Genomic DNA, 16,210 nt, shown 5'->3' with positions numbered 1-16,210 from the left:
AATGGAGATCTGACCTACCCCTTCCAGGAGGTGCTGTGTCCCGTTCGCTGAGCTCTGGGCTCCGCTCGCTCAGGACCGCCGCCTTCGGCGCGGATCCGGCCGGTGAGCGGCTCGCGAGGATCCACAGATCGCCGAACTTCGCCGACGGGTCCTTCCAGAACCCCGAGGGGGCGCGGACCCGGCCCACCGGTTCGACGCTCGAGTTCGCGAAGATCTACTTCCGCAAGGAGGAGCGCATCCGGCGCGGCCCCATGGGCACTGTCCCGGTGCACGCCACCACCCTCGCCGATCTCGCCGTGCCCCCGGCCGGCGGATTGCGCATCACCTGGATGGGGCACTCCAGTGTGCTCGCCGAGATCGACGGGCAGCGGGTGCTCTTCGACCCGGTCTGGGGAGAGCGGTGCTCTCCCTTCTCCTGGGTCGGACCCAAGCGACTGCACCCCGTGCCGGTGCCGCTCGCGGCGCTCGGCCCGGTGGACGTGGTGGTGATCTCGCACGATCACTACGACCACCTGGACATGCCCACCATCCAGGCCCTGGTCGGCACGGACACCGTCTTCGCGGTACCGCTGGGCGTCGGCGCCCACCTGGAGCGCTGGGGCGTCCCCGCCGACCGGCTGCGCGAGCTCGACTGGAACGAGACCACGAAGGTCGGCGGCCTGACCCTCACGGCGACGCCCGCGCGCCACTTCTGCGGCCGCGGCGTGCGCAACCCCCAGCACACGCTCTGGGCGTCCTGGGCCGTCGCGGGACCCGAGCACAGCGTGTACCACAGCGGCGACACCGGTTACTTCGGCGGATTCCGGGAGATCGGCGCGGAGCACGGGCCGTTCGACGTCACGATGATCCAGATCGGGGCGTACAGCGAGTTCTGGCCCGACATCCACATGACCCCCGAGGAGGGGGTGCGCGCGCATCTGGATCTCCAGGGCGGGCGTCCCGAGGGCGTGATGCTGCCGATCCACTGGGGCACGTTCAACCTCGCGCCGCACCCGTGGTCCGCGCCGGGCGAGGGCACGCTCGCCGAGGCGGCCCGCGTGGGGGCGCGGATCGCGCTGCCCGTACCGGGCGAGCCGTTCGAGCCCGCGTCGGACTCGATCCCCGAGCGGCCGTGGTGGCGCGGCGTCGCGATCGAGCCGGAGGGCGGATGGACCCGCCCGGAGGGCATCAGCGCGAGCTCCGGGCCGGCGGCAGGACCCGCCGAGCGCACGGAGGCCACCGCCGACCGTCCCGAGCGCACGGAAGGCACCGGGGAGCCGGAGGCGGCGCGGGTCGGCTGAGGGATACGGCGCGGGTCGGCTGACGGATACGCGCCTGCCGACGTACCGCACAGCCGTAGCCGTAGCCGTAGCCGCGCGCGCCGCAGCCGCAGCCGTGTCGGCTGTGTCAGCCGGGTGTGGCCGTCAGGGTCGCCCGTGGGAACCCCTTCTCGGCCGGTGAGATGAGCATGGTGAACCAGACCGTCTTGCCGGTGGTGGTGGGCCGGGTGCCCCAGGCGTCGGCCAGGGCCTCGACCAGGAGCAGCCCGCGGCCGTCCTCCTCGGTGCTCTCCGCGAGCCGGGCCCGCGGCCGGGGCGTGGTGTGGTCGGTGATCTCCACGCCCAGCTCGCGGACGCTGTGCCACACCCGCAGATTGAAGGGACCGCGCGCGTGGAGGAACGCGTTGGTCAGGAGTTCGGAGGCCAGCAGGAGGGCCGTGTCGGTCTGTGCCGTCAGCCCCCATTCCGCCAGCTTCGCCCGCAGGAACCGCCGCCCGGCCGGGATCGAGACCGCCTCGCTCTCAAGCCCCGTCTCCGCGGTGTCCAGGGGCGCCGTGGGAAAGCTGACGAGCAGCAGGGTCACGTCGTCGGCGTACGTGTCGGTGTCCGGCAGCAGCGCGTGCAGGACGCGGTCGGCGGCGCTCTCCAGGCCGCCGGCCGTGGCGAAGACGTCCTCCAGCATGCTGGTCACCAGCTTCAGGCGGAGGTCGATGTCGCTGCTTGCCGTCTCCACCAGACCGTCGGTGTAGAGGGTCAGGGTCGTGCCGGCCCGCAGCGGCAGACGCACCTGCTGGTGCGGCACCCCGCCCACCCCGAGGGGGATGCCGGTCGGCACCGGCAACTCGTGCACGGTCGCGTCCGGCTCGATGAGGAGCACCGGCAGATGACCGGCCGAACACACGGTCACCTCGCCCTGGGCGGGGTCCGCCTCCAGATAGACGCAGGTGACGAACGGCTCGGGCAGGTCGCGCGTGAAAGCGTCCAGCGTCTGCATCACCTCGCACGGCGGCAGGCCCGCCAGGGCGAGCGCACGCGCCGCGGAGCGCAACTGACCCATGACCACGGCCGCGTCCAGACCACGCCCCATCACGTCGCCGACGAAGACCCCGACCCGCCCGGCGCCCAGGTCGATCAGGTCGAACCAGTCCCCGCCGACTCCCTGCCCCTGCGTCGAGGGCAGATAGCGGCTGGCCGCCAGCGCGCCGGGGATCTGCTTGGCGTTGCCCATGAGGTTGAGGGCCAGCGCGACCTGGCGCTGCTGCGCGTGCAACTTGGTGAGCTCCGCGTCGGCTCTCTTGCGGGCCGTGATGTCGCGCATGAGGGAACAGGCGGCCGTGATGGTCCCGTCGTCGGCGCGGATCGGCCACAGGGTCACGTCGATGTCCAGGACGCGGCCGCCCTTGGCCGTGCGGCGGGTCTCGTAGTGCTCGATCCGCACCCCCCGGGCGATCTGCGCGAGCAGACCGGCTTCCTCGTCCTTGAGTTCGGGGGGCACGATCATGCCGACATGGCTGCCGACGGCCTCTTCGGGCGCGTAGCCGTACAGCCGTTGGGCCGCCGCGTTCCAGAAGGTGATCTGCCCGTCCAGGGTCTTCATGAGGATCGCGTCCTGTGAGGATTCGACCAGTTCCCGGAAGAACCCCGGCCGGCCCCCGGTGTCCCGCAGCGTTTCCTCCGACATCGCTGATGCCTCGCTTCACCTGACGCGTCCGCACCCGGGCGGAGAAGGTCACCTCTCTCGCACCTGTGCGGGTCCACGTCGCCATCCCGCTCGTGTTGACGGATATTGCAGTACGGCACGGGTGGCTCTCAGGGTTCTGCCGGTATTTCACCGATACGGATGCGCAGTTGTCCCTTCTCTGCGAAGTCCGGGGCCTCGGGTGTCACATTGGGACGTTCGGGATGTGTCGGCCTCACGCCGGGTCGCCGCTGTCGGCCGCCACGCCCCTCCCCGGCAATTAATCGGACGGCCGTACGACGCGTCATACCAGAGCGGGACGCTGGGTGCCGGACTTTGTCAACTGCCCCCCGCACATGAAGCGTTGGTGACTACCGTGAGTGTCCGCCGGTCGACGCAGGGATCATGGCAGCGAGCTTGCCTGCGCCCTCCCGACCGGTACGGCGATGCCGCGAACCCCCACGTCGCGCCCGCCGGAGCCCGCTCCCCGACCGAGGACGCTGATGTCTCACCTCCGTGCACCGGCCGCCCGCGCAGACCGCCGAGAGGGCGGGCGGCACGGCAGGCCCGGGAGCCGAACCGGCACGGCGCTGCCCGAGGCCCGGATACGGCCCCAGCTCCTGCGCATCGCCGTACTGCCCGCCGTCGCGGTGGTGCTCTGCGCCGCTGCCGCCGTGCTGTTCATCGTCCGCTCGGCCCCCGGACCGCTCGAACCCGCGCTGCTCGTCATCCTCGCCGCCGCCGGTGCCATCAGCCTGGCCAGCGTCGTGATCGCCGCCATCGCCGCCGACCGCACCGCCACCTCCGTACGCGAACGCGTCGGCACCCTGCGCCGCACCACCGCGCGCGGACAGGCCGAGCTGCGCGAAGTCGTCGAGAAGCTTCGCCGCGGCGACGGCCCGCCCCCGCGCAAGGCTCCCGCCTCACCCGCCCCGGACAGCGACGAGTTCGGGCTGCTCGCCGCCGAGCTGTCCCGGGCCCAGGACGTCGCCGTCACCGCCGTCGTGCAGGCATCCCAGCTCTCCAGCCACGCGGGCAGCGAACAAAAGGTCGAGGTCTTCGTCAATCTGGCCCGGCGGCTGCAGTCCCTCGTGCACCGCGAGATCTCGATCCTCGACGAACTGGAGAACGAGGTCGAGGACCCGGAGCTGCTCAAGGGCCTCTTCCACGTCGACCACCTGGCCACCCGCATCCGCCGGCACGCCGAGAACCTCGCCGTGCTGGGCGGCGCCATCTCGCGCCGCCAGTGGAGCAACCCGGTCTCCATGACGGAGGTGCTCCGCTCGGCCATCGCCGAGGTCGAGCAGTACTCGCGGGTCAAGCTGGTGCCGCCGATCGCGGGCACCCTGCGCGGCCACGCCGTCGCCGACGTCATCCACCTCCTGGCCGAACTCGTCGAGAACGCCACGGTGTTCTCCGCCCCGCACACCCAGGTCCTGCTGCGCGCCAACCTGGTGACGGCCGGACTCGCCGTCGAGGTCGAGGACCGCGGCCTCGGCATGCCGCTGACCGAGCAGAACAAGATGAACCACCTGCTCGCCGACCCGGACCAGGTCAACGTCGCGAGCCTCCTCCAGGACGGGCGGATCGGCCTCTACGTAGTGTCCGCGCTCGCCCGGCGCCACGGCATCGCGGTCCGCCTCCAGACCAACATCTACGGAGGCGTGCAGGCCGTACTGATCCTGCCGCAGGGCCTCCTCGGCACCGAGCCGCAGGCCGAGCCCGCCGCCGGACGCCCGCAACCGGCCCCGGAAGCCGCGCCCCCGGCCACCCCCGGCGCCGTACGGGAAACCGCGCAGGCACCCGCCGCCGCCCCTCAGCCGGAGCCGGTGGCCGTGCCCCGGCAGCCGCAGCGGGACGTGCCGCAGAGCCCGCCGCCGGCCGCTCCCGGCACGCACGGCTCCGGGCCCGCCCCGCTGCCCGTGCGCGGCAGGGAGGGCAGGCCGACGCCGGCCGACGCCGTGCCGGGGATCAGGCCGGAGGACCGGCAGGCCGCCGCCGAGCACACCGGGACACTGCCCACCCCGCTCAACGGCAGCGCCGTACGCGGCCGGGTGGGAAGGCCCCAACTGCCCAAGCGACGCGCCCAGGAACACATCGCGCCCCAACTGCGGGACGCGCCCACGCCCCGCCCGGAGAGCGAACACCACATCGGCCACGACCCGGGCCTGATGGCCGCCTTCCAGCGCGGCATCGGACTCGCCGCCGCCCAGGAGATGGGCGACCCGGCGCCCGGACCCGACCTCAACACCCCCCGCGACGGGGGCGACCAGGGTGGCTGAACCGCACCACCCCACCAGCACCATGTCTGCCCCGGCAGACCTTCGTACCCCAAGGAGTCGATCCACCATGGCGAGCGATGCGCCGACCGGGCAGGTATCCGACCTCGACTGGCTGATGAGCGGGCTCGTGCAGCGCGTGCCGCACACCCACAGCGCGGTCCTGCTCTCCTCCGACGGACTCGTGAAGTCGGTCCACGGCCTGGACCCGGACAGTGCCGACCACATGGCAGCTCTCGCCTCCGGGCTCTACTCACTGGGGCGCAGCGCGGGCATCCGCTTCGGGGACGGCGGCGACGTGCGCCAGGTCGTCGTGGAACTCGACTCCACCCTCCTGTTCGTCTCCACGGCGGGATCCGGCACCTGTCTCGCGGTGCTCGCCGGGCGGGACGCGGACGCGGCGGTCCTCGGCTACGAAATGGCGATGCTGGTCAAGAGCGTGCGCCCCTACCTGCTCACCGCACCCCGGCAACCCGTCGGCGAACCCGCCCCGATGAGGCATTGAGCGTGGCGGCCCCGCACGACGGGCCCTGGCTCGACGAATCCGCCGGACGGCTCGTCCGGCCCTACACGGTCAGCGGCGGGCGGACCCGGCCGACCGCCCAACTGGACCTCCTGACCCAGGTGCTGGCCACCGGAGGCCTGGTCACCGGCTACCTGGGGCCCGAACACACCCAGGCACTCGGGCTCTGCACGGCGCCCACATCGGTCGCGGAGATCGCGGCGCAGCTGAAGCTGCCCGCGGTCGTCACCAAGGTGCTGCTCTCCGATCTCGTCGACTGCGGGGCGCTCACCCTGAGAGCCCCGGACTTCTACCACAACCCCACTGACCGGTCCCTGTTGGAGGCAGTGCTCGATGGACTACGACGACAGCTCTGACCCCTTCCCCACCGCGCTGAAGATCCTGGTCGCGGGAGGTTTCGGGGTCGGCAAGACGACCTTCACGGGCGCGGTGAGCGAGATCGCGCCGCTCAGCACGGAGGAGCTCCTCACCACGGTCAGCGAAGGCACCGACGATCTGTCGGGCGTCGAGAACAAGACCACGACGACCGTGGCCATGGACTTCGGCCGCATCACCCTCGACCCGGAGCACGTGCTCTACCTCTTCGGGACGCCCGGCCAGGAACGCTTCTGGTTCATGTGGGACGAACTCTCCGAGGGTGCGCTCGGCGCGGTGGTCCTCGCCGACACACGCCGCCTGGAGGACTGCTTCGCGGCGGTCGACTTCTTCGAGCAGCGCGGCATGGGGTTCATCGTCGCGATCAACGAATTCGACGGAGCCCACCGCTATGAGCCCGAAGAGGTACGTTCCGCCATCGACCTGGACCCGCAGGTGCCCGTCGTGCGCTGCGACGCGCGGATCTCCAGCTCGGGCATCGCGACCCTCCTCACCCTCGTCAAACACCTCCTCGCCCACGCCCCGGCCGCCCCGAGCTACGGAGCCCACACCTGATGTACGACGCGAACGCGCCCCTGCTGCTCACTCCCGTCGACAAGGAGGCGCCGAGCCGGGTGCGGCGGCTGCGCCGACTGGGCATAGGGCTGCGTCCGGATCTCGCCTTCGACGCCTTCGCCGACCGGCTCGCCGAGATCACGGGCGCGCCGTACTCCATGGTCAACTTCATCGACGAGAACCGGCAGTTCTTCGCGGGCCTGCACACCCCCGACGCCATGGGGGACGGCTCCGAGCTGACCTCCACGGCGGCCGGCGGGAGCACCGCGTACCGCTACATGGCGCGCGACCACGGGTACTGCCCGCATGTGATCGTGCGGCGCAAGGCCCTCGTCCTGGAGGACGTCTGCGACTATCCGCGGTTCGCGGGCAACCCGGTGGTCGACGAGATCGGCATCCGCTCCTATCTGGGCGCCCCGCTCATCGACCGTACGGGCATCGCGCTCGGCACCATCTGCGTCGTGGACGTCGAGCCCCGCCCCTGGGGGAGGGCGGGCCTGGAGACGATCAAGGCCATGGCGGCCGAGCTGATCGAGCAGATCCACCGCCGGGAGGACGGCGGGATCTGACGGTCACGTCACGCCTGGAACGCTCACACCTCCAGGCGGGTGCCGTCGGGGAAGCGGAGCCGGACGGTGTCGCCCTCCACCGTGCAGATGATGGACTCCCGCAACGCCGAGGGTTCGACGGTGTCCTGGGAGAGGACGACCAGGGTGACGTGGACGCTCGGGCCGCCCTGGTGGCCGGTGAGGGTCAGGTACGGCGTCGCCGAGTGCAGGCCGTAGGCGTTGGCGGCCACCTCACGGGCGATGCCGGCCTCCTCGTCCCAGCCGTGGAGGGCGACGACGGCGCTGGTCAGCCCGGCCTCGGTACGGGAGAGGGCCCAGCCGGGCCCCTGCTCGGCGTGCGGCTGTGCCGCGTCGGCCACCGCATGGCCTCCCTCGCGTACGGTCACGCCCGCCGGGGCCTGCACTCGGTGGACGCGGATTTCCCAGGGGCCGTGCAGCGCGCTGGTCGTCTCGATGGGGAACTCGCCCTCGAAGCCCGGCAGTTCAGCGTCGTGAAGGGAGGCGGCCACGCGGCCCTCGCAGCGCACCGGGTGGATCCGGCGGCGGCGTGAGGGTGTGCCGTCCGGCGCGAGGAGCGCGAGATGGTTGTCCACGGTGCGTGCCCACGCGCTCGGGGCGGTCTCGGGCGCGGTGGCCGTGGAGTAGCCGAACTTGGCGTAGTGCGGGTCGTCGGCCGCGGGGCCTTCGAGGGGGTTGTGGTCGCTTCCGTGGTTGATCAGGCGGACGATGCCGTCGTGGCGTGTGCCGTGCAGGAGCCAGCCGGGCTGGGGGAGCGCCGTGTACTGGTCGGACTCCTCGACGGGGAGCGGGAGTTCACCTTCCGTCCACACCGGGTGGTCGGCGGGCAGCAGCAGACCGAGGAAGCCCTTGCTCGCCCAGTACGGGGACGCCGGTCCCGAGTAGGCCTGGGTGGACGGCAGGAACGTCCCGTACCAGCCGAGCGGCAGCAGCCCGCGCTCGTCGGGGACACCGCGCTCCATGAAGTGCCGTGCGGTGCCGGACGCGAGGCGCCGGGTGAGGCCGGGAGCCAGGGGCGTGCAGTCCGCGAGGGCGCCCATCCAGACAGGGGCGGTCGCCGCGAAGCGGTACGTCAGGGAGCGGCCCTGGTGGACGGGGGCGCCGTCGGCGCCGAAGAAGTGCGGGTAGGTGGTGAGGAACTGGGTCAGCCGTTCGCGGTAGACCTTGCCGCGCCCCTCGTCGTCCGGGCCCGCCATGCGGGCCCAGAGCAGCGGGTACAGGTGCATCGCCCAGCCGATGTAGTAGTCGAAGTTGCGTCCGTCGCCGTCGCTGTACCAGCCGTTGCCGCGGTACCAGTCCTCGATGCGGTCGAGCCCGCCGTCGATGTCCGCCTTGCTGTACGGGGCGCCGACGGACGCCAGGAACTGCTCGGACACCACCTGGAACAGGCGCCAGTTGTTGTCCCACGTGCGGCCGCCGACGAAGCCGGAGAACCAGTCAACGACCCGCTCCTGGACCCGGGTGTCGAGCTTGTCCCAGATCCAGGGGCGGGTCTCGTGCAGACCGATCGCGATCGACGCCGCCTCCACCATCTGCTGCGAGCAGTCACTGAGTTCGGGCCAGGCCTCACCGCCGGCGGCGGCTCGGTCCGTGCCCGTTGTCAGACCCTGCGCGTAGCGTTCGACGAGGTGAGGGTCCACCTCGCCGCCCGCTCCCGCGATCCGGAAGGAGGCGAGGAGGAATGACCGTGCGTACCCCTCCAGGCCGTCCGACACGACTCCCGACCAACTGCCGCGCCCCGGCAGCCGGTACTGGGCGAAGTTCGGCGTCGCGTACGGGACGAGCGCGTCCAACTGCCGATCGGCGAGGGCCTCCCAGTGGGCGCGGGTCCAGCCTGTGAGCGGGGAGAGGACCCGGTCGGTGGGCGGCAGGGCCAGGTGCGGTGCGGGCATGGTGGGTCCGTGCTTCCTAGGGGCGGGGGCTTCCGGGCGGGGGTGTGCCGGTCACCTCAGGTGTGCGGTGTGCGTGTGGCCGCGTGAACCTTCGACGCGGACGCTGACGACGGGGCGACGCCCCGGGGTGACGGTGACCGTGTCATCGGCGCTGACCACCTTCCGTACGGGGAAGGGCAGTTCCAGGGTGACGGTCGTGCCGGTGCGGGCCGGGTCGGCCACGGCCAGTGACATGCCGCCGCCCTCGCGTCGGACGAGCACGGTGCAGGGGCCCGACGCCGAGATCCCGGCCGCGCTGCCCGGCGCCCAGAAGTGCGCGGCGAGGAGTCCGTGGCGGCGGGCCTCGACGGCCTGGGCGGTGGCGTTGTTGGCGACGACGCGGACCGGCCGCGAGTGGGCCCAGACGGCGGTCGCGGCGGCGCTCGCTCCGGGCAGGAGGACGTAGGCGTACGAGGATGAGGCGGGGGAGACGCCGTGGTCGAGCCACAGGGTCAGATAGCGGCGGGTGAGGGGCGTGGTGCTGCCTCCGGTGTCCGCGCCGGTGTTGATCGCGCGCCAGGTGCCGGTCCGCTCCTCGCGCAGGGCGTTGAGGCGGGCGCCGCCCCGGCCGTGCGAAGGCTGCCCGGGGTCGTCGGGGAAGACATAGCCGCCGGTGCCGTCCAGGTGAGCCCAGCGGGCGCCGGGCAGGGGTGCCGACCAGCCGGTGCGCGAGGGCTGACGCCGGCCGTCGACCGTGAGCCGGGGTGCGCCGTCCTCGTACAGGTTGCGGTTCTCGACGACCGTCTCGATGGTCCGGCCGTCGCTCGCGGTGATGTCCGCGCCCAGGGCGACGACCGCGTTGTCCAGGAAGAACCACGCCTTCCTGGCGCGCAGCGTGCTGCCGTCGGCGAGGAGTTCCATGGCTGCGGCGCCGAATCTCGCGTCGAGCACCGCGCCTCCCGCGACGGCGTTCTTCGGCCGGTAGGTCCCCGTGCCCGCGCCCGAGCCGATGTCGGCGCGCTCGCGGGTGTCCACGGTGGTGCCCGGCAGGCGGTACGGATCGACCGTCGCCCAGAAGCCGTCCCCGAACTGCCCCAGGTCGTCGCCGTCGTACAGGTAGGTCATGCCGTCGCCGGTGTACCAGCCGTGCAGGTTCTCGCCGTTGCCCGCCTCGTACGCGGCGATGCGCTTCGAGGAGAGCGAGAGCGTGAGCGCCCAGCCGGGGCGCCGGTGCACCACCCGGTCCATGTCGGCGAACGCGAAGTGCCCGGTGAGGCGGTCGGCGGCGGGTATGGCGGGGTCGTCGATGACCGCCTTGGCGCGGGCGATCGCGGGAACGCCGACCAGGCTCAGGTAGGGGTGGGACTTGTTGCGGCTGATCCACCCCTTGGCCAGCGCGCGCCAGCGCTCGGCGTACGCGGCGGGGGCGCCGCCCGCCAGTTGCAGGATGTGGGAAAGCGCCGCCGCGCCGTCCTTGTGGTCGGGCGCCTTCTCGCGGGATATGGCCCGGCCACGCACCGCGTCCATCATGAGCCCGTCGAAGACGACCGGCGAGAACGTCCGGTCCACGGCCTCGTACAACACGGAGGTCTGCGGATCGGTGACGGCCCACTCGGAGTCCGCGAGCAGCGCGATCAGCTGCCCCGCGCTGCCGAGCAGGACACTGCCGTACGTCCCCGTGTACGCGACGGAGCCGTGCTGCACGAAGGACCCGTCCTCGTAGAAGCCGTCGCCCGAAGTGACGTACGTGAACAGGCTGTTCCTGCCCTTGTCCCGGACGTCGGACAGGCCGTCGCGGGCCAGCGTCAGCGTGGCCGCGTCCCGCGCGAGCAGCCCGCGCAGCGCCACGATGACGGCCTTGTCGGCGCGGTTGGCTCCCGTCTCGGACAGGTTCGGCGAGTTGGTGCGACGGTCCGGGTCCCGGCAGAACTTCGCCACGGTGGAGACGTACGCCGCCAGGTCGGCCGCCGGGACCTTCTCGCGGAGCAGGACACATGTGTCCATCAGGGCGCGGGGTGCGCCGATCTCCCAGAACCACCAGTTGCCGGTCTCCGGGCGGGCGGGGTTGTAGGCGGCGTCGTGCAGGAAGCGCAGGGCCGCGAGCAGGGCGTCCGCCGTTTCGGCGCTACCGCTGAGGGAGGTGCCGGGCGTGGCCCAGGCTGTGGCGATCGTGCGCAGGCGGGTGTAGCTCTGGCCGAAGTTGCCCGCGTCCTTCGCGGGGGAGAGGTCGGCCCACAGGGCGGTGCGGCCCGCCGAGCGGTCCAGGTCCCGCCACCAGCCGGAGGCCTGGGTGTCCAGGGTTCTGAGCGCCGCCGCGAAGTCCGGGTCCTCGGGGTCGAACGTGCCGCCGGTGAGCTGTGCCGCGGCGCGGGCGAGCAGGGTCTCGTACGGGTCGGCGTCCGCGGAGGCGTCCGGGGCGGCCCACGCCGTGCCGCCGAGCGACGGCGCCAGCGTCGGCGCGACAAGGGCGGATGCGGCACTAGCGGTGAGGAGCGTGCGGCGGCTGGGACCGGTGGAGCCGGAGCGGGGCGTGCGCATGGGAACTCCCGTGAGGCGTCGGGGCATCGGGGTGTGGGGGAGTGAGGGGCGTGAGCAGCGTGAGCGGCGTGAGGGATTCCGCGACAGCATGTAAGCGTTTGCTATGCGAGGGCAAGAGGCCCGGCATCTTTCTCTGTTCTTTCTGTCCTGGCCGGGTTGTGCAGCAGGCGCGGTCGGGGCCAGCCGGATGACCTCCGGGGTGTTGACGGAGACAGTAAGCGATTACTACGTTGCCACCCCATGGCTGAGAACAGGACCCGATCCGTACGTGCTCGCACGCTCCGTGCCGCGACGGTGACGGCGGCCACGGCCGCCACTCTCGCGCTCGCCCTCCCCGCCCACGCCGCGCCCTTCGACCCGTCCCCGGGAGCGGACGGCGTCGGCGACCCGCTGTTCCCGACGCTCGGCAACGGCGGCTACGACGTCGAGGTCACCGGCGACGCCTCGGTCGGCACCTTCCTCAACCGCTGGCTGTTCGAGCTCGACAACCCGCCCATGCCGGGCCACCCGGACTGGGGCGTCGCGAAGTGAGGCGCCCGCGCTTCACCGCCGCGGCTGTGGCCGTCGCCGCTCTCGGGGCCGTCATCGCCCCACAGGGCGTGGCCCGGGCCGCCCCGGGCCCCAAGATCATCCATGCGGCCCCGAACGGCTCGGGAGAGTCCTGCACCGCCGCCCGTCCCTGCACTCCGCAGGCCGCCCGCGACGCGGCCCGTGCCGTGAGTGGAAGGGGCAAGCTCGCCGGCACGGGGGCCGTGGCGCTCGCCCACGTACTCGTGCACCCTGCACGTACATAGGCGACAACGCCCGTGGGCAACACCCGCACCGGCACAGGTACTTGTGCACAGGTATTGGCACGGAAAGGCACACCATGACCGACCTCCGTCTCGGCGTCCTCGGCTACGGCCTTCGCGGCTCGCTCGCCCGCACCGCACACAGGCCAGGCGCGGGCTCCCGCGTCACCGCGCTCGCCGACCACGACGCCACCGCACGGACGGAGGCGGCCGTGGCCTTTCCCGGCGCCCTGATATCCACCGACCACCGCAAGGTCGTCGAGGACCCGGACGTCGACGCCGTCGTGATCCTCACCCCCGACCACACGCACGCGCGGCTCGCCTGCGAGGCGCTGCGCGAGAAGAAGCCCGTCTTCGTGGAGAAGCCCCTCGACATCGGCATCGAAGCCTGTGACGAGATCCTGCGGACCGCGTACGAGACGGGAACGCGCCTCTACGTAGGCCACAACATGCGCCACATGCCCGTGGTCAGGCTGATGCGCGACATCATCGGGCGTGGCGAGATCGGCCGGGTCAAGACGGTCTGGGTTCGCCACTTCGTCGCCTACGGAGGTGACTGGTACTTCAAGGACTGGCACGCCGAACGGCGGCACACCACCGGTCTGTTGCTCCAAAAGGCCGCCCACGACATCGACGTCCTGCACTGGCTCGCCGACGGCTACACCCGCCGGGTGCAGGCCCTGGGCGACCTCATGGTCTACGGGGACAACCCGCGCCGCGAGCCGGGCGAACCCAAGACGGACGACTGGTACACCAAGGACGGCCACTGGCCGCCGCATACCCAGCGCGACCTCAATCCCGTCATCGACGTCGAGGACGTCTCCCTGGTCAACATGCGCCTCGACAACGGGGTGTTGGCCTCCTACCAGCAGTGCCACTTCACGCCCGACTACTGGCGCAACTACACCGTCATCGGTGACGCGGGCCGCCTGGAGAACTTCGGCGACGGTCCCGGCGGGGTGGTGAAGGTCTGGAACGCGCGCCGCTCGGCCTACCGCCCCGAGGCCGACGCCGAGTACGCGGTGCCGGACGAGCAGGACGAGGGCGGACACGGCGGCTCCGACCCGCTGCTCATCGACGAGTTCGTACGGTTCGTGCGCGAGGGAGGGCGCACCGACACCTCGCCCGTCGCGGCCCGGATGGCGGTGGCGGCGGGCGTGCGCGCCACGCAGTCGCTGCGCGACGGGGGTACGCCGCGTGAGGTGCCCGAGCTCGACCCGGAGCTGATCGCCTATTTCGAGCGGGGCCAGACGCGGGCCTGAAGGAAAGCTGCGGCGGCGCTTAAGAAATCCTCGATGGACCAGGGCGCCGCCGTAGGGAAGATTCCTGTGTCGTCGGGGGAAGAAGCGACGTACGACAGGAGCCGTTGCGTTGAAGGCGCTGGTCAAGGAGAAGGCGGAGCCGGGTCTCCGGCTGATGGACGTACCGGAGCCGGTCATCGGCCACGGGGACGTCCTGATCAAGGTGCTGCGCACCGGGATCTGCGGGACCGATCTGCACATCCGGGCCTGGGACGGCTGGGCGCAGCAGGCGATCGAGGCGCCGCTGGTCGTCGGACACGAGTTCGTCGGCGAGGTCGTGGAGACCGGCCGTGACGTCGCCGACATCAAGGTCGGCGACCGGGTCAGCGGCGAGGGCCACCTGGTCTGCGGCAAGTGCCGCAACTGTCAGGCGGGCCGCCGCCACCTGTGCCGCGCCACGGTGGGCCTCGGTGTCGGCAGGGACGGGGCGTTCGCGGAGTACGTCGCGCTGCCCGCCTCGAACGTGTGGGTGCACCGCGTGCCCGTGGACCTCGATGTCGCCGCGATCTTCGACCCGTTCGGCAACGCGGTGCACACCGCGCTGTCCTTCCCGCTGGTCGGCGAGGACGTGCTGATCACCGGGGCGGGACCGATCGGTTTGATGGCCGCGGCCGTGGCCCGGCACGCGGGCGCCCGCAACGTCGTCGTCACCGACGTCAGCGAGGAGCGCCTGGAGCTCGCCCGCAAGGTCGGCGCGAGCCTGGCGCTGAACGTCGCCGAGACCTCGATCACCGAGGGACAGCGCGAGCTCGGCCTGCGCGAGGGCTTCGACGTCGGCCTGGAGATGTCCGGCAACCCCGTCGCGATGCGCGACATGCTCGCCAACATGACCCACGGCGGCAAGATCGCCATGCTCGGTCTGCCGGCCGAGGAGTTCGCCGTCGACTGGTCCCGGATCGTCACCTCCATGATCACGATCAAGGGCATCTACGGCCGCGAGATGTTCGAGACCTGGTACTCCATGTCCGTGCTGCTCGAAGGCGGCCTCGACCTCGCCCCGGTGATCACGGGACGCTATGGCCACCGCGACTTCGAGGCGGCCTTCGACGACGCGGCGAGCGGCCGCGGCGGCAAGGTCATCCTCGACTGGACCGCCTGATCCCTGCCCCCATCCGACCTGCCGCCCCTGCCTCAGCTGCCGAAGGAACCCAGCATGTTCGACTCCGTACGCGACGACCTGCGCACCACCCTCGACGAGATCCGCGCCGCCGGACTGCACAAGCCCGAGCGCGTCATCGGCACCCCGCAGTCCGCCACGGTCGCCGTCACCGCGGGAGGCCGCCCCGGTGAGGTCCTCAACTTCTGCGCGAACAACTACCTCGGCCTCGCCGACCACCCCGAGGTGATCGCCGCCGCGCACGATGCCCTGGACCGCTGGGGCTACGGCATGGCGTCCGTGCGCTTCATCTGCGGCACGCAGGAGGTGCACAAGGAGCTGGAGGGACGCCTCTCCGCGTTCCTCGGCCAGGAGGACACGATCCTCTACTCGTCCTGCTTCGACGCCAACGGCGGAGTCTTCGAGACGCTGCTCGGCGCCGAGGACGCGGTCATCTCCGACGCCCTCAACCACGCCTCGATCATCGACGGCATCCGGCTGAGCAAGGCGCGCCGCTTCCGGTACGCCAACCGCGACATGGCGGACCTGGAGCAGCAGCTCAAGGAGGCCTCCGAGGGCGGCGCCCGCCGGAAGCTCATCGTCACCGACGGCGTCTTCTCCATGGACGGGTACGTCGCCCCGCTGCGGGAGATCTGCGACCTCGCCGAGCGCTACGACGCCATGGTGATGGTCGACGACTCGCACGCCGTCGGCTTCGTCGGCCCCGGCGGACGCGGCACGCCCGAGCTGCACGGCGTCATGGACCGCGTCGACATCATCACGGGCACCCTCGGCAAGGCGCTCGGCGGCGCCTCCGGCGGCTATGTCGCCGCCCGCGCGGAGATCGTCGCGCTCCTGCGCCAGCGCTCGCGCCCGTACCTCTTCTCGAACACGCTCGCCCCGGTCATCGCCGCGGCCTCGCTCAAGGTCATCGACCTCCTGGAGTCGGCGGGCGACCTGCGCGAGCGGCTCGCCGCGAACACGGCGCTCTTCCGCTCGCGGATGACCGAGGAGGGCTTCGACATCCTGCCGGGCGACCACGCGATCGCCCCGGTGATGATCGGCGACGCCTCGGTCGCGGGCCGCATGGCCGAGCTGCTCCTGGAGCGCGGCGTGTACGTGATCGGCTTCTCGTACCCGGTGGTGCCGCAGGGCGCGGCCCGTATCCGTGTCCAGCTGTCGGCCGCGCACTCCACGGAGGACGTGAACCGCGCGGTGGACGCGTTCGTGGCGGCCCGGGCGGAGCTGGACGCCTGACGGTGTCCGGAGCCCTCGGGTGACTGGGGGGCGCCCTCGGGTGGCGTGTCCGGGGCCCCTCGGGTGACCGAGGGGGTTGGCCGGACCAGTGGTGTCGATG

The 16,210-nt window shown here is 71.9% G+C and carries 13 protein-coding genes; 10 read left to right on the top strand and 3 right to left on the bottom strand.

Features of this window, described 5'->3' with window-relative positions; genetic code table 11:
- Positions 1–35 precede the first annotated feature (35 nt).
- Positions 36–1,280 carry an MBL fold metallo-hydrolase gene (locus ACWFRU_RS19515; protein ID WP_453688540.1) on the top strand — a complete coding sequence of 415 codons (1,245 nt, stop codon included), beginning with the start codon at positions 36–38 and terminating at the stop codon, positions 1,278–1,280.
- Positions 1,281–1,386: 106 nt separating this feature from the next.
- On the opposite strand, the gene ACWFRU_RS19510 is transcribed toward ACWFRU_RS19515, so the two are convergent.
- On the bottom strand, positions 1,387–2,940 hold the full coding sequence (locus ACWFRU_RS19510) for a SpoIIE family protein phosphatase (RefSeq protein WP_453688538.1): 1,554 nt from the start codon (positions 2,938–2,940) through the stop codon (positions 1,387–1,389).
- Between the two features lie 500 nt (positions 2,941–3,440).
- Between ACWFRU_RS19510 and ACWFRU_RS19505 the strand changes: the two genes are divergently transcribed.
- The 5 genes from ACWFRU_RS19505 to ACWFRU_RS19485 all read left to right on the top strand — a co-directional run bounded on the left by ACWFRU_RS19505 (position 3,441) and on the right by ACWFRU_RS19485 (position 7,238).
- Positions 3,441–5,219: a sensor histidine kinase gene (locus tag ACWFRU_RS19505; protein ID WP_453688536.1), complete on the top strand. Its 1,779-nt coding sequence runs from the start codon at positions 3,441–3,443 to the stop codon at positions 5,217–5,219.
- A 67-nt stretch (positions 5,220–5,286) separates the two neighbouring features.
- Positions 5,287–5,721: a roadblock/LC7 domain-containing protein gene (locus ACWFRU_RS19500; RefSeq protein WP_363207543.1), complete on the top strand. Its 435-nt coding sequence runs from the start codon at positions 5,287–5,289 to the stop codon at positions 5,719–5,721.
- Positions 5,722–5,723: 2 nt separating this feature from the next.
- Positions 5,724–6,095, top strand: a complete 372-nt coding sequence (locus tag ACWFRU_RS19495; protein WP_365815645.1) for a DUF742 domain-containing protein — start codon at positions 5,724–5,726, stop codon at positions 6,093–6,095.
- Positions 6,073–6,669, top strand: coding sequence for a GTP-binding protein (locus tag ACWFRU_RS19490; protein ID WP_363207541.1), 597 nt, complete (start codon positions 6,073–6,075; stop codon positions 6,667–6,669). The genes ACWFRU_RS19495 and ACWFRU_RS19490 overlap by 23 nt, the downstream gene beginning before the upstream one ends.
- On the top strand, positions 6,669–7,238 hold the full coding sequence (locus ACWFRU_RS19485; protein WP_453688533.1) for a GAF domain-containing protein: 570 nt from the start codon (positions 6,669–6,671) through the stop codon (positions 7,236–7,238). Before ACWFRU_RS19490 ends, ACWFRU_RS19485 begins: the two co-directional genes overlap by 1 nt.
- Before the next feature lie 23 nt (positions 7,239–7,261).
- On the opposite strand, the gene ACWFRU_RS19480 is transcribed toward ACWFRU_RS19485, so the two are convergent.
- On the bottom strand, positions 7,262–9,148 hold the full coding sequence (locus tag ACWFRU_RS19480) for a DUF2264 domain-containing protein (RefSeq protein ID WP_453688531.1): 1,887 nt from the start codon (positions 9,146–9,148) through the stop codon (positions 7,262–7,264).
- 51 nt (positions 9,149–9,199) lie between these two features.
- Positions 9,200–11,665 (bottom strand): polysaccharide lyase 8 family protein, encoded by a 2,466-nt coding sequence (locus ACWFRU_RS19475; RefSeq protein WP_453688529.1) that lies wholly within the window; start codon positions 11,663–11,665, stop codon positions 9,200–9,202.
- Between the two features lie 240 nt (positions 11,666–11,905).
- Here ACWFRU_RS19475 and ACWFRU_RS19470 point away from each other — a divergent pair, with 240 nt between their 5' ends.
- The 4 genes from ACWFRU_RS19470 (at position 11,906) to ACWFRU_RS19455 (ending at position 16,110) form a co-directional block, all read left to right on the top strand.
- Positions 11,906–12,196 carry a hypothetical protein gene (locus ACWFRU_RS19470; RefSeq protein ID WP_453688527.1) on the top strand — a complete coding sequence of 97 codons (291 nt, stop codon included), beginning with the start codon at positions 11,906–11,908 and terminating at the stop codon, positions 12,194–12,196.
- 337 nt (positions 12,197–12,533) lie between these two features.
- Positions 12,534–13,718 carry a Gfo/Idh/MocA family protein gene (locus tag ACWFRU_RS19465; RefSeq protein WP_453688525.1) on the top strand — a complete coding sequence of 395 codons (1,185 nt, stop codon included), beginning with the start codon at positions 12,534–12,536 and terminating at the stop codon, positions 13,716–13,718.
- Between the two features lie 109 nt (positions 13,719–13,827).
- A complete protein-coding gene (gene tdh, locus ACWFRU_RS19460; RefSeq protein WP_453688523.1) occupies positions 13,828–14,856 on the top strand; it encodes an L-threonine 3-dehydrogenase in 1,029 nt (342 codons plus the stop codon).
- Between the two features lie 54 nt (positions 14,857–14,910).
- On the top strand, positions 14,911–16,110 hold the full coding sequence (locus ACWFRU_RS19455) for a glycine C-acetyltransferase (RefSeq protein ID WP_453688521.1): 1,200 nt from the start codon (positions 14,911–14,913) through the stop codon (positions 16,108–16,110).
- The last annotated feature ends 100 nt before the right edge of the window (positions 16,111–16,210 follow it).

Source organism: Streptomyces sp. NPDC055099 (genome assembly GCF_053607685.1).
This window is presented reverse-complemented; position numbering and strand designations above follow the sequence as displayed.

What these genes read in the sequence shown, in the direction of transcription:
- ACWFRU_RS19510 (WP_453688538.1), bottom strand. Translation starts at nt 2,940, where the DNA reads ATGTCGGAGGAAACGCTGCGGGACACCGGGGGCCGGCCGGGGTTCTTC.
- ACWFRU_RS19505 (WP_453688536.1), top strand. Translation starts at nt 3,441, where the DNA reads ATGTCTCACCTCCGTGCACCGGCCGCCCGCGCAGACCGCCGAGAGGGC.
- ACWFRU_RS19500 (WP_363207543.1), top strand. Translation starts at nt 5,287, where the DNA reads ATGGCGAGCGATGCGCCGACCGGGCAGGTATCCGACCTCGACTGGCTG.
- ACWFRU_RS19490 (WP_363207541.1), top strand. Translation starts at nt 6,073, where the DNA reads ATGGACTACGACGACAGCTCTGACCCCTTCCCCACCGCGCTGAAGATC.
- ACWFRU_RS19485 (WP_453688533.1), top strand. Translation starts at nt 6,669, where the DNA reads ATGTACGACGCGAACGCGCCCCTGCTGCTCACTCCCGTCGACAAGGAG.
- ACWFRU_RS19480 (WP_453688531.1), bottom strand. Translation starts at nt 9,148, where the DNA reads ATGCCCGCACCGCACCTGGCCCTGCCGCCCACCGACCGGGTCCTCTCC.
- ACWFRU_RS19475 (WP_453688529.1), bottom strand. Translation starts at nt 11,665, where the DNA reads ATGCGCACGCCCCGCTCCGGCTCCACCGGTCCCAGCCGCCGCACGCTC.
- ACWFRU_RS19470 (WP_453688527.1), top strand. Translation starts at nt 11,906, where the DNA reads ATGGCTGAGAACAGGACCCGATCCGTACGTGCTCGCACGCTCCGTGCC.
- ACWFRU_RS19465 (WP_453688525.1), top strand. Translation starts at nt 12,534, where the DNA reads ATGACCGACCTCCGTCTCGGCGTCCTCGGCTACGGCCTTCGCGGCTCG.
- ACWFRU_RS19455 (WP_453688521.1), top strand. Translation starts at nt 14,911, where the DNA reads ATGTTCGACTCCGTACGCGACGACCTGCGCACCACCCTCGACGAGATC.